At 53.7% G+C, this 13,336-nt stretch carries 9 protein-coding genes; 3 read left to right on the top strand and 6 right to left on the bottom strand.

Annotated elements, in window-relative coordinates:
• Positions 1-30 precede the first annotated feature (30 nt).
• From alr to H6507_11995, 3 genes are read right to left on the bottom strand one after another with little or no spacing between them, the layout of a single operon-like run.
• Positions 31-1,239, bottom strand: coding sequence for an alanine racemase (gene alr / locus H6507_12005; GenBank protein ID MCB9369825.1), 1,209 nt, complete (start codon positions 1,237-1,239; stop codon positions 31-33).
• Positions 1,226-2,365, bottom strand: coding sequence for an amidohydrolase (locus tag H6507_12000; protein ID MCB9369824.1), 1,140 nt, complete (start codon positions 2,363-2,365; stop codon positions 1,226-1,228). The genes alr and H6507_12000 overlap by 14 nt, the downstream gene beginning before the upstream one ends.
• Complete coding sequence (locus H6507_11995) at positions 2,362-3,786, bottom strand: sodium:solute symporter family protein (protein ID MCB9369823.1); 1,425 nt, start codon at positions 3,784-3,786, stop codon at positions 2,362-2,364. The genes H6507_12000 and H6507_11995 overlap by 4 nt, the downstream gene beginning before the upstream one ends.
• Before the next feature lie 248 nt (positions 3,787-4,034).
• On the opposite strand from H6507_11995, the gene H6507_11990 reads away from it, so the two are divergent.
• From H6507_11990 to H6507_11980, 3 genes are read left to right on the top strand one after another with little or no spacing between them, the layout of a single operon-like run.
• Positions 4,035-5,480, top strand: a complete 1,446-nt coding sequence (locus H6507_11990; GenBank protein ID MCB9369822.1) for a DUF853 family protein — start codon at positions 4,035-4,037, stop codon at positions 5,478-5,480.
• A complete protein-coding gene (locus tag H6507_11985; GenBank protein ID MCB9369821.1) occupies positions 5,474-6,388 on the top strand; it encodes an ABC transporter ATP-binding protein in 915 nt (304 codons plus the stop codon). The genes H6507_11990 and H6507_11985 overlap by 7 nt, the downstream gene beginning before the upstream one ends.
• Positions 6,385-7,719, top strand: coding sequence for an ABC transporter permease (locus H6507_11980; GenBank protein ID MCB9369820.1), 1,335 nt, complete (start codon positions 6,385-6,387; stop codon positions 7,717-7,719). The genes H6507_11985 and H6507_11980 overlap by 4 nt, the downstream gene beginning before the upstream one ends.
• 149 nt (positions 7,720-7,868) lie before the next feature.
• On the opposite strand, the gene H6507_11975 is transcribed toward H6507_11980, so the two are convergent.
• The 3 genes from H6507_11975 to H6507_11965 all read right to left on the bottom strand — a co-directional run bounded on the left by H6507_11975 (position 7,869) and on the right by H6507_11965 (position 13,227).
• Complete coding sequence (locus tag H6507_11975) at positions 7,869-10,655, bottom strand: 5'-nucleotidase C-terminal domain-containing protein (protein MCB9369819.1); 2,787 nt, start codon at positions 10,653-10,655, stop codon at positions 7,869-7,871.
• 226 nt (positions 10,656-10,881) lie between these two features.
• Entirely contained in the window at positions 10,882-12,117 is a 1,236-nt protein-coding gene (locus tag H6507_11970; protein ID MCB9369818.1) for a hypothetical protein, read from the bottom strand.
• Between the two features lie 21 nt (positions 12,118-12,138).
• Complete coding sequence (locus H6507_11965; GenBank protein MCB9369817.1) at positions 12,139-13,227, bottom strand: right-handed parallel beta-helix repeat-containing protein; 1,089 nt, start codon at positions 13,225-13,227, stop codon at positions 12,139-12,141.
• Between the last annotated feature and the right edge of the window lie 109 nt (positions 13,228-13,336).

The raw sequence follows: 13,336 nt of genomic DNA, 5'->3' as shown, positions 1-13,336 counted from the left end.
GAGTCCTTTTTCATTTGTTGCAAATTGTTGTTACGGCACGACCGTTCGCGCGATATCCGGCGACAGTCTGACGAGAGCTTCGTAGTTCAGGAGCTTTGTCAAATCACTGAATGCGCCCACCGTGATTTCGCTGCGGCCTTGCTTTCCGATCAACACAACCTCGTCGCCGTTTTCCACGTGGCGTACGTCCGTCACGTCCACGAGCATCAGATTCATGTTCACGACTCCGGCGACGGGAACGCGTTTGCCGCGCACCAAGACGTGCCCGACGTTGCTTAGATTGCGATTGAATCCGTGGTAGTATCCGACCGGAACCGCCGCAACTCGCGACGGCCGGGTAGTCAGGAACGACGTGCCGTAACCGATGAACTCGCCTGCTCGCACGTCTTTCACATTTATGACATGTGATTTCCAGCGCAGCACGCGTGTCAGAGGATCGCGCGCAAGCTGCTTGCCGCCGTTGGCTTGCTGCTGAAGGACATACTGCATTCGAGTCTCTATGCTTGGCCAAAATCCGTATTGTGCAATACCAACCCGCACCATGTCGTACCGCGTATACGGATAGCTGAAAGTCGCCGCCGAACTTGCCGCGTGCCGCAATCGAGGTTCAATTCCCAGTCCGAACAACCACTCCAACCGCGTTTCAAAAGTCTGAATCTGGTGCTGAATGCGCAAGTGATTGGCGACGCTTTCGGCTCCCGCAAAGTGCGTGCATACTCCGACCACGTCGACAAGCTCGTTGTTGTATTTTATCAGTTCCGCCGCTTGTTCAAGCGCGGTTTCTCCAAAACCCAAGCGGTTCATGCCCGTTTCAATTTCGAGATGAACTTGTGCCCGCTTGCCGACCTTTCGGGCAGATTCGATTGCGAAAGTCAGTTCATTGAGATCGAACACGTAGAACGTAATTCCGTGTTCGATAGCCCACTCGACTTGGTCCCGCGACATACCGCCCATGATCATGATCGACGATCCCGCCGTGCTGCTGTTGAAGACTCGTAAGGCTTCGTCCGCGGAATAAACGGCGAACCAGCGCACGCCGCAAGTCTCGGCAAGCGGCACAAATTGCTCCATGCCGTGACCGTAGGCGTTGCCTTTGACGACCGAGCAAATGATGACGTTCTTGCCGATGACTTTGCGCAAAAAACTTAAATTGCTTTGCAGCGCGGACTTCGATATCTCTATGCGTGAACTTGAGAATAGTCCGGAGAGAGTCGTATCTTCAATTTCAGTAATGTTCATCTTTAAGAAGTTCGGTGAAAATTCGAAGGGCGGGCTCGATGATCTCGTCGGGGAAATCGTATTCGGGATGATGCAGAGACGGATGCTTCTTGCCTGCGCCGATGCCGAAAAGTGCTCCGGGACATTTCTTTAACATATGACCGAAATCTTCCGACCAAGCGAAAGGACGTTCAGTGACCAGCAATGGTATATTGGAGCGTTGAGCGGCGCTGGTCACTCTGGCCACGCAAGCACCGTCGTTAACGGTGGCCGGAAAGCGCTCGGTGACGTCCGTGGAACATTTGAGAGAATGAAGGAGCGCGATCGACTTTGCAAATTGAACGCAGGTTTGAAGCAAAATGTCTAAAAGAGTGTCCGATTCGGCCCGCAAGGTCAGCATGATGTCCGCGTCGCCCGGTGATGTTCCAAATGCTTCTTTGCCCAGTTGAGCGTGGATAACGGTCACTTGCGCGGAGTCGAACAGCCCCGCATGATAGTGCGGTACGGACGGAAGTTGATCAAGCAGTGTTGCCAAAGCGCGCGTCGGCGAGTTGCCCTTGTGCGGTTCCGCAGCATGTGACGTACTGCCGTGCAGTCGAATGATTAGACCGAGCGACGCCGCGGCAAAGAGATTCTCGCGAACGACAACTTGACCTGCGTCGTAGCCCGGAAGGTTATGCAGCGCAAAACAAGTCGTCGGTTTCAATTTCTTGAAGACTGCCGTCTTCATGACTTTCGCACAGCCGTCTCCTGTCTCTTCCGCCGGTTGAAAGAGCAAAGCCAAGCGGCCCCTTTTGAGAGGATGGTCACGCAAATGTTGTGCGATGCCGCATAAAATCGCCATGTGACCGTCGTGACCGCATTTGTGACTCACGAACGGTGCGTCCGACGCGTGCGGAGCATCGATCGTTTCGGGAATCGGCAGTGCGTCGAGTTCCGCACGAAACAAAGTAACAGGCTGCGCATCTTTGATGCCGAATTCCGCGATCAAACCATGTCCGCCAAGATGCGCGTGAATTGCCAGCGGCTTGCAGCCTTGCACAAACCCCTGTACGAATTCGGATGTCAATTTCTCCTGATTGGAGAGTTCCGCCAGCCGGTGCAGCGCATGCCGCTGAGCGATGGCCGTGGAAATGATAGTGTTCATTTCTTGAATAACCTTATAATCGCGAAAATCACAATGCTTGCGATGACGCCGAAGACAGCAGGATCAAAAGTTTCGGCGTAACTTGTTTTGCGATAGAACAACGTGACGATTACGGAAAGGACCATCGTCAAGAAAATGGCCTCTGTCAGAGCCGGCGACTTCTTCTTGGTTAGTGTCCCGTATACGACCGGAAGAATGATTCCCGGCGCCCACAAGTGGTAAGTGAAAAGCAGCAGCCCGATAATGTCCGGCCAAAAGAATGCCACAAGCGTCGCCGCGACTCCCACGCCCATCGTCAAACGCCGCGCCCATTTCAACGTTTCCTTGTCGCTTTTGAATTGCGTCTTGAATTGGTCTTCGAAAACGTCCTTGACGAAAATCGCCGTGCACGAGTTAAGAGCCGAGTCCGCTGACGACATCACCGCCGACAGCAGAGCCGCGATGATTAGTCCCGCGATCCACGGGCTGTGAAGATTCTTTATGACCAAAGAAAGTGCAAGCTGTGAATCTATGTTCGGGAAATGCAGCCTGCCGTACAAGGCGATGAAGAACAAAACCAGCGGAAAGGTCAGTGCCAGTACGATTCCCACACCGGCAATACCGCGTTGCGTGTGCTTGATGTCGCGGCCGATGCAATAGCGTGTCGCATACCCCGGCGCAAACGTCTCTCCCAGCAAAAATGCAAAGAACGTCGTTACTAAAAAGCTGATCCCCTTGCCGCCGTCAAAAGAAAACCACTTGTCGGGAAGGGTGGCTTGTACGTGTCCCCATGAAGAAATCAAATCCGGCGCGCACATCGCAAGCGTCACCGCAAATCCGATGAACAAGACCACGAATTGATAGACGTCCGTGTATATCACGGCCAACAATCCGCCTGCTGTGCTGTACACGATGACGATAAACCCGCCGATCAAGATTGCCCAGCGCACGTCGAAACCGCCTTCCGCCGCGCCTGGCATCAAGGTCGCCAAGATTGAACCAAAGGCTGCCATCTGGGCCGCGATGATGAATACCGAAAACAGCAGCGAGAGCAGCATCGCAACAAATCGCGGACGCTCGCCAAACCGGTATTTGAAGTAGCCTGCGACCGTATAGAGTTCAGCTTCCCGGAATTTCGGCGCGACGACCATCCCCGAAAAAATAAAGTGCAGATAGCCGCCCATGGAGATCAGTACCCACAGCACTCCGTACTCGTATGTCTTTGCGGTCGCACCGATCGAGTACCCGCCGCCAATTACCGTTGCACCCATCGTCGCAAACAAAAGCCACCAGCCAACATTACGGCCCGCGACCAAGTAGTCATCCGTCGAATGGATGTTCTTGCTCTTCATCACGCCCTTCACAAAAATAAAGGTGACATACGCGATAATGATCATCCACTGAATCGTCTGGTCCGTCAAAACTCCGCTCCTCTGATTCACCGTTAACCTAATATGGTAGGCATCTGAGCCACGGGATGCAATTTGTAAACATTGAACTTACGGACTGATTCTCCCCTGCGAGGCCATGTGAACACCGCTCTCTTCCTTAACATCGTTCAAAAGGCGTTTGAGACGTTATCTTGACTTCCTACGGAAAATCTGACTAAATTAAACGCGAGCCCTCCTTCGCGTTTGACCTCAATCTCCTGAATTCCCTCAACCTACCTTCAACTCTACTCAATTTCGTTATGCTGCCCATAGCTCTCAAAGACTCCGTCGAAATCTCCGTACTTCCTAAAAGACTTAACCGTCACGGTCTCGTTACCGGAGCGACGGGAACAGGCAAGACCGTCACATTGCAGGTCATGGCCGAGCGCATGTCCCGTGCAGGAATCCCGGTTTTCGCCGCCGATGTCAAAGGCGATCTGTCCGGTGTCGCCACGGCAGGTAAAATGTCCGAGAGATTTCAAAAGCGGCTTGACTTGCTGGGAATCAAAGAACACGAGTTCTCCGGGAATTCTACCATTTTCTGGGACGTGTTCGGAAAAAAGGGACATCCGATCCGCACGACGATATCCGAGATGGGACCCCTGCTCCTGTCGCGGCTCCTGAATCTCAATGAAACCCAAGCCGGCGTGCTGCAGATTATTTTCAGCTATGCCGATGACGAAGGTCTGCTCTTGCTCGACTTGAAAGACCTGCGGGCGATGCTGGCCCACGTCGGCGAGATTCGCAAGGAACTCACCACAGAATATGGTAACGTTTCACCCGCAAGCGTCGGCGCAATTCAGCGCGCGCTCTTGACGCTTGAAGAGCAGGGCGGAGACAAATTCTTCGGCGAACCTGCCTTTGATTTGATGGACTTGCTGCAGACGGACGCCAACGGTCACGGATATATCAATATACTCCATGCCGAAGAACTCGTGCGCGCTCCCAAAGTCTACGCGACATTTCTGCTGTGGATGCTCTCCGAACTCTTCGAGCGGCTTCCCGAAGTGGGCGATCCCGAAAAGCCCAAACTCGTCTTCTTCTTTGACGAAGCACATCTGCTGTTCGACGACGCGCCCGCTGCACTGCTTGACAAGATCGAGCAGGTCGTGCGGCTCATTCGTTCAAAAGGTGTCGGAGTGTTTTTTGTCACGCAGCATCCGATGGACGTGCCCGAAAAAGTTCTCACTCAGCTCGGAAATCGTGTGCAGCACGCGCTCCGTGCGTTCACGCCCGCCGAACAAAAGAAATTGAAAGCGGCTGCCGAGACGTTTCGCGCCAACCCCGGGCTGGATCTCGAAAAGGCAATTCCGGAACTTGGAATCGGTGAAGCTGTGGTGAGTTTTCTCGACGAAAAAGGCGTGCCCGCACCCGCTGAACGCGCCTACATCCTGCCGCCGTTCTCGCGCATCGGGCCGCTTGAAGACAACGAGCGGCTCGTTACGATGCAAAGTTCGATTGTGGCGGGAGTCTACGAACAAAGCGTCGACCGTGAATCCGCTTACGAAAAACTAAAACAAAAAGCGGAACAGGCCGCTGCTTCCGAGAAAGCCGAAGAAGTCAGCAAAGCAAAGAAGAAATCTGCGAAAGGACCGGAGGACGTCATGACTGCCGTGATGAAATCTGCCGCGCGCGCCGCCGCTTCGCAAGCGGGACGGTCGCTCATTCGCGGCTTGCTCGGTGGACTTTTGGGGAAAAAATCGTGAGTGCGTTTGATATCAAGAGTATCAGCAAGTCCTTCGGCGACGTGCGCGCACTGAATGACGTCTCGTTCTCGGTTGCGAAAGGTGATTTCTTTGGCTTGCTTGGGCCCAACGGAGCGGGGAAGACGACCCTGATGCGCGTGCTCTGCGGATTGGTTGCGCCCGACAGCGGTGAACTGCGAATTTTCGACAGCAAACTCGAGCGTTGGCAAATTCCGTATGCCATGGGCGTCGTTCCGCAAGACATTGCTCTGTATGATGTGCTCTCCGCGCAAAAAAATCTCGAACTCTTCGGCAAACTTCGCGGAGTGACCGGAAAAGAGCTCGACAAACGGATTGACCGCGTACTCGAACAAGTCGGGCTTTCCGATCGCAGAAAGTCGCGAGTCAAGACTTTTTCCGGCGGCATGAAACGGCGTTTGAACCTCGGCGTCGCGCTACTGAGCGAACCTAAAATTCTTTTGCTCGATGAACCGACGGTTGGAGTCGATCCGCAGTCGCGCGCGAGCATCTTCGATTTGCTCGAATCGCTGCATCAATCGGGCATGACGATTCTCTACACGACTCACTACATGGAAGAAGCGGAGCGACTTTGCCGCACCATCGCCATACTCGATCACGGTAAGTTGCTCGGAGTCGGCTCGCTAAATGAGTTGGTCAAGCTCGTCAAGACTCCGCGGTTCGTCCGGCTTATTCTGCGCAGCGAAAATGAAACTCCACCGAGTTTGAACGGAGTCGAACGAAAGCTCTCCGGCTTGCGGGTGGATTACATTCCCCAAGGTGAAGACGGTTTGCCCGATATCCTCGGAACGCTCGCGGGCTTCACAGGTGCGCAGCGCGTCGAAGTCGTGGCGCCAAATTTGGAAATGCTGTTTCTTGAATTAACGGGGCGGGAGCTGCGCGACGCATGAAAAAAATCTGGTATCTGGCCCGCAAAGACCTCGCGATCTTTCTCGCGGACCCCGTCGCACTCGGGCTTGCTTTTATTGTGCCTATGGTGATGATCGTCGTGTTTGGATTTGTGTTCGGCGGTCAAGGCAGTGAAGGACTGAAAGAGCTGAGAGTGATTGCCGTCAACGAGGACCTCGGCCCGGCGGGCGCGCGGTTCATTTCTTCGCTCGACAAACTCGAAGAACTGCAGATGATCGACCGTTCGCCTAAGGACAGCTCCATGTATGACAGTGCCGCCGCGGCAAAACTTGTTTACGGTGGAACCTACTCGGCTGCTTTGGTGATTCCCTCGGATTTCACCGAAGGCATTAAAGACGGTGAAATCCGCGCGCACATTCTCGAAGATACTCGTGATCCAATAACTGCCGGAGTTTTGCTCGGGCTGATGCAAAAGACTTCGTTCGAGACCTTTCCAATGCTGATGCCGTCGGCGATGATGTCCGGCATGCTGGACTCAATGTCAACGTCGATGTTCAACAAGGATCTCGCTTCGGCGATTGAGAAAAACTTCGGCGTAGAACTTCCCGACAGTGGTATGAGCTTCAAGGACCTCGTGCCTGAAGACATGCTGCTCGGTGAGAACAACGCGGCCGCGGATAGCGGCGGTTTCAACATGGCGCAGAGTTTTGACAAAGTAAATCAAATCACCCGCACGCAAGTCGTCGGTCAACAAGTCGTCAATTCCGCCGTGTCACATACGACCGCCGGCACGGCCGTGATGTTCATGCTCTTCGGCGTCGGTGCAATCGCCGCGTCGCTGCTGCGCGAAATGCGCTCGGGCACGGCGCAAAGACTCTTGTTGATGGGTGCGACCGGAGGCGATATTCTGCTCTCGAAACTTCTGTATGCCGTCACGCTCGGCAGCTTTCAACTTTTTGCGATGATGGTTTATGGCTGGTTGATTTTCGACTTGCAGATTTGGGATCACTTGCCCGCGCTGCTTCTGATGATTGTGGTGACCGCGATTGTGATGAGCGGCGTCGGATTGATTATCTCCGCGCTGTCCGGCACCGAAGAGCAAGCAAGCGGCATTCAAGTCGTAGTGATCCTAAGCATCTCGTCCATCGGCGGCGCGATGTTTCCCAGCTTCATGCTCCCGCCGTTTATTCGCGCAATAAGTGAAGTTACGCCCGTCTACTGGGCGATGCGCGGATTCAATGACATCTTTTGGCGCAATCAAGGAATCTCCGGAATCCTGCTCGAATGCGGAGTCTGTCTCGGTATGGCCGCGATCATGACCGGCATCGCAATTGTCATTTTTAGAAAGAGACTGGCAACGGAGTTGGGATAACATAACTCTCCGAGCAGGGACCAAGCGCAGCGGTTCCCTGTCGGAATCCTCAAACAAAAAACGCCCCGGCCAAACGGTCGGGGCGTTTTCTTGTTCAATAAACCCAAGCGCCCGCGAAGCGCATTGAGTCCAGCGTCTATGCTGGCTGGCTACTTGACCAGAACCATCTTCTTCATCGCGGAGAACGAACCGGCTTCCAAACGGTAGAAGTAAATACCGCTCGTCAGGTTCGCGCCGTCAAACTGCACCGTGTGGCTGCCGGCTTCCATCCGGCCGTCGGCCAACGTGGCCACAACTTGACCCAGCGGGTTGAAGACGTCGAGCTTCACGTTTTCGGCATTGGCAATCACGAAGTCGATGCTGGTTGTCGGGTTGAACGGGTTCGGATGGGCCTCGCCCAATTCGTACTCATTGGCGACTGCGCCGTCGGAAAGTTCAATTGAGGTCGTACCCAAAACGATGTGCTCACCGTTCATCGACACTTCGGAAAGTTCATACGTGTATGAACCCGCTTCGACGCGGTCGGTGAAGCTGTAGGTCGCGCCGGTCGGGTTGTTCTGCGCCGTGATCTCGGCAATCTTATCGCCGTTGCGCGAAAGTTCGAATCGTGCGACGTCTGATTCCGAAGCTGTCGTCCACATCAAAGCAACTTCGCCGTTGATGGCTTCAGCGTCAAAGCTCGTCAGCTCAACCGGCAGCACGCGGTCACGAACTCCCAAGCCCCAGAAACCTTCGATAGTGCCGACATTCTCAAACTCGGCTTTGTAGATGCCGTTGCCGATACTCGTAACGGAAATCGGGGCAACCGTATACCAGTTTGCGCCGCCGTCTTCCGTGCGCACCGCTACGAGATTGTTCAGCGACAGGCCCGCCGGAACTTCGCAGGCATTGAAGTAAAGGTCGGCGTTCGTGCTTGACGAACCGTCGTTCTCCGTCGTGAAGTTGAAGTAACGACCCACCGCAAACGCTTCGGGCAGGTTGTAATCGATATCCGACAAAGCCGGACGAACGCGCGAGAAGCTGCCCGTCATCGAAGTCGGCGCATTCGACGGGTAGAAGTTCACGCTGAATCCGCTGCTCAAGTTTGTCATCGCGTCCGTCGTTGCCGTCGCCGTGAAGATCGCAGCCGTGTTATTGTTCGTGAACGTCTGCGTGAACGTGCGCTCGACGATACGGTACTGTCCCGGCGTCACAGGATACTGAGCACCCGTGATCACGCCGTTCAAGCCGGTCGCTTCAACGATGTAGTTGTACAGAGCCTGCTGATAGGTCACACCAATCAACGTCAGCGGAGCGCCGCGGAACGGAATATTGTCGCCGCTCTGACCGGCCGTGAAGTTGTTCGTCGCGATGCAGAGGTCTGGTGCGCCCGAGACGACTTCGCCGCAGCTGACGATTACCGTTCCGTCATTCAGCACGACGTCGCGCACGCGCTCGCCCGGAGTCACCACGTTCAAGCTGCCGTCCAAAACTTGAGCTTGACGGGTGTTGTCGTACGTGTACTTGAAACCCGCAACCTGCAAAAAGCCGCCGTTCTGCGAGGGCGAAAGGCGAACAGCCGCTTCCAGCATTTCCTTGAACTGCTGAACCGGAATGTTCGGCGTAATCGAAACCTGGTTGTCAAACGCCGCGATTTCGTAGGTGTTCAATTCCGACACGTTGCCCACGGGGATTTCACCGTCGTTCTTACGCATACCACCGCCGTTCTGGAACGCGACGTTAGGAACGCAAACGCCAAACGATGCGGCTCTGCGCTGGCCTTCCCACAGCATGGCATCGGCGAAAATGTCGCCCTGGTTCGTCTCAACCTGGCGGATCAACGGACGCGTGCCGTTCAGCGGAACGTCGGTCGTCGCAATCACGTGCGTGGCCAGATTGTTGATGTAGGTTTCAACCGGGTTGATTACTGCGGCCACACAAGCCGGGTCCGCCGTCACACCGTTCACCGCGTCAATCGAAGCATCCAACACACAAACCGGATTCGAAATCGGATCCACGGCAATCGCGTCGCCGTTATTGTCAAACTCAACCACTAAACGGCCAACATACTTATATTCGCCCGTCGTCGTAACTACCAGCACGTCGTCACCGTTCAAGTCCTGACGAACCAACGGATAGGTGCGAACCGGGTTCACAACGTCACCGGGGTACACAGGCGAGATGCCCGCGTTGGCAAGGAACTCGTCCGCGCCGCCGGCGATCACAACGTCCACACCCTGAAGCTGAGCAACCAGAGCTTCTTCGTTGGCCGTGTCCTGAAGGTGCGAAATCATGATGATAATATTCGCGCCGTTCAAAACCATGGCATCCACTTGAGCCTGAACCGCGGCTGCAAGGTTTGGATCCACCACGGCGTTACCGGGGCTGGAAATTGAAGCCAAATCCGGATAAATCGCGCCAACCACGCCGACCAACGTACCGTTCACGTTCAAAATCGTGCTCGGAACAATGCGGCCCGCGTTCACCTGAGCCTGCATCGCGGGCTCAGCCGAGAAATCCATGTTGCAGATGACATACAGAGGATAGGGCAGCGTCGAATAGTCATCCATGAATGCGGCAAGCGTGTTGCAGCCGAAATCGAAATCGTGGTTACCGAACGCCAGTGCGCTGTAGCCAATCTTGTCCAACACCAGAGCGTCATAGTACACGCCGTTGTTCACACCCGCGTTGTACTGAGCACCCGCAAAAAAGTTGTCGCCCGAGGACAGCATTACAAAACCGTCCGTGTTCGTGTTTGCCCAAGTCTTGAGGTCGTTGACCTTCGTTACAAAGCGGGCAGCGCCGGCGTAATCAGGCTGCGTCGTTCCAAGTGTCGACAGCTTCGATTCGCCGTCATTGTTGTGCAGAATCGTCAGCGTGAAATTCGCCCAAGCCGAACCCGCGTTCAAGCTCAAGACGATCAACGTCATCAACAAAGCCTTGCCTAAGTTTCTCATCTTTCTCTCCTTGCATATTTTTTTCAGAGTGTGCTTCGACTTCTCAGTCAGAACGCGAAATCTATCACTTCCTCGTGTTTCTCGCGTGAGACTTTTGCTATGCTGACGTTGAGGAGAGGTTGAACTTTCATTAGCTCACAATATGCTTGCATAGTGCTAGCTAATAAAATGAGAAAGTCCGCGCTTCTAACACGCGGACTCTTCCCAAAGTGTATTATTGCAGGATTTACTTCACTCGGCGTTGACTCCCCGATGCTTCCGGCAAACGAAATGTCGACAATGCTCCCGAGGTCGTTCTCACATGATAAATGTTCTGTTCATCCGAAGTACCGAGAACTCCCGCATCCAAATAGCCCAGCGAATCGCTTGTACCGATTTCCGTGAAAGTTCCGTCCGGAGTCGGCGACCGGTACACGTGAAATGGAACGTGCAGCGGATCGGCGAACCACGACAAGACAATGTCAGTCCCTGATGGCTGAATCACTAAAATGGGCGACATATACACAGAGTCGCAAAAGGCCGGTGTCCAAATTCCTTCGCTGTCCTGATAACGAATACAGAAGAGATGCAGTCCGATCGGCAAGCCGGACACCACGACCGCAGCCTCTTCATCCCCTTCATCATAGGTTCCGTCCACGGGGGTCGGGATTGCAATCGCACCTCCGGGACCCGGATCACCGTTAATGAAGTACTCCGCCGCGACGATATTTTTCGGAGTGATTGAACCTGCAAGTTCGGAGATAATTACAAACCTCCGTGTTTCCGCAAAACTCCAAACTCCTTCGTCATCCAAAAAGCGAAGATTGAATGTGTGTATTCCGCTGTCCGTTCCCGGCGGAATTAAGTCAGCAAAATTCACTTCCGGGGCGTCCGTCAAGTCAACTTGCGTCGGAGCATCGCTGTCAAACCAATATTCAAGCTGTGTCACCGTCTTGATTTGCACGTTTCCTGCTTGTGTTGCCAAAACATAGAAATACCTGCCCTCAGCCAATGCGATGCTTCCATCGTCGTCCAAGTACCGCAGGTGAAATGTGTGTAGTGTATTGTCCTGGAGACTACTTGACGGGACAAGCGCGGGATAGCTTACTTCCGGTGAATCCGGCACGTCAAATGCGGTCGGCGCATCGCCGTCAAACCAGTATTCACCGGAAACGATATTGATCTGATTCAGCGCGCCGGAACTTGCCTGGAGCGGGTAGAAGTACCGGCCTTCGCCCAAACTCCAGTACCCTTCGTTCGATAGATAACGAACATACAAACTGTGCAATTTATCCGGGTCAAGTCCGACCGTTGAAATTGGCAGAGACGAAAACGAAACGCTCTCGCCGCTTGTAATCGCGATCGACGTTCCGAAGCCTTCGCCCGGATCACTGTCGACATAATATTCAGCCTGCGTGATGGTGAGAGCGTGCGCAAGCACACTCGTTATCACAACACAGGCCAGCAAACTCATGAGTCTCATGAGAAATCCTCCTGAGTTTGTTTAATATCGTGGTCCGACTCGGCCTGTCGAAGATACATTTAGATCGTCGCCGGACTCAAGTAAGTTCGGCACATCAAGCGAGATCACGAACGGATACGACGGAACTCCGTTGTCCACCAGCGGCTTCGGGCCGCCATAGGCGCCCACGTCTGATTGTGACGCGTCTACATCAAAAATCAGAGGATTGCCTGCGTCCGTAAGCAATAATCCACCCGTGCCGCCATTCAAGTGTAAATCACTAACTCCGTGCTGATAATTTAGCGACTCGTCATAGTTCACGAACGGATCGTTTGCTCCAAGTGAAACATGATTCGTGAAGTCACCCGGAATCGCCGGACCTGTGGCATCCGATGCATTATAGTCAAATACGCTTCCCGCAAGATAGGATCCCCAACTTACGCCACCCGTCCAATCGTAAAGGACATTGTTGATCGCCACAACTGGCTGCGCCCCACTCAAATTGAAAATCTGACGGCAATTGACGAATGTACAATTCGTAATCTCGACCGGACTGCCGTTGTTTCCACTAAAGTAAACAGAAGAACTTGCTGACGTTCCGTTGAATCCAAGTATGCAGCCCCGCAGCGTCAGCGTTGAGTTGGTCTGAACTGAAACATTGAACATTGTGCTGTTGGCAGTGGACGTCAAGACACAATCCTCAAAATATATCCTCCGGCAGTTGGTCAATGAATATCCAAAATTCTGAGGTGTCTGCATTGTGCACCTCCGAATAGTCACCGAGTCGGTGTTGCCTCCGGTGTTTAGCACGGTCGTATTTGCCACTATCGCCATTCCCTCAAGAACTGATCCATTGGAACTGGTACTCAGGGTAAGCGCTGCTCCGCTTGAAGGCGAAATCTGAGTCGCGTCCCAACCCGCGCCGATGATGGTAATCGTCCGAAATGTGATGGTGATAGCGTCGTTGTAAGATCCCGGCGATACCAGAATCGTGTCGCCCGTTGAGCTTGCACTGACCGCCGATGAAACAGATGTGTAATCTGCTGTCCCAAACTGACTCACCGTCCGAATCGTTGCTGTGGCGCTGGAAACCAGTCCGGCCACGACCAATACTAAAATCAGCTTCTTCATAGCTATTCCCTCGATTTATTGGATGTTATGTCAAATGAATTATTATTGAACATAACAACATATTCTTACAAAGCAATAAAAATATGCCACTAAGTGTCATAATTCTGCA

This window comes from Calditrichota bacterium, assembly GCA_020637445.1.
Lineage (GTDB): Bacteria > Electryoneota > RPQS01 > RPQS01 > RPQS01 > JABWCQ01.
Note: the sequence above shows the minus strand (reverse complement) of the source record. Positions and strands in the feature narration are given on the sequence as shown.